The sequence below is a fragment of the Methylobacterium sp. A54F genome (assembly GCF_053346035.1).
Genome location: NZ_JBKFBF010000136.1, coordinates 1 through 302 on the forward strand (window position 1 = coordinate 1; position 302 = coordinate 302).

The 302-nt window shown below is 70.9% G+C and carries 1 protein-coding gene; it reads right to left on the minus strand.

What is annotated here, in order from left to right; translation table 11 throughout:
• Positions 1-302 (minus strand): KUP/HAK/KT family potassium transporter (locus ACLBXP_RS25655; RefSeq protein WP_447670635.1); only part of this gene is annotated, 302 nt, incomplete at both ends.

The window sequence follows — 302 nt, forward strand, 5'->3', positions numbered from 1 at the left end:
GACTGCCGGTGCGCCGTGCGGGCCTCCTCCACCAGGGCGGTGCCCTTGCGCCAGGTCAGCATCATGGTGGCGACCGCGGCGGCGGGCACCAGCGGGAACCAGCCGCCCTCGACGAGCTTCACGCTGTTCGCCCCGAGGAAGACGAGGTCGATCGCGAAGAAGAAGCCGTTGAGCAGGACGACCGCCACGGGGTTGTAGCCCCACTTGAGGGCGATCAGCGCGGCGAGCAGGGTGGTGACCGCCATCAGGAGCGAGACCGCGATGCCGTAGGCGCCGGCGAGCGCGTCGGACGAGCCGAACAC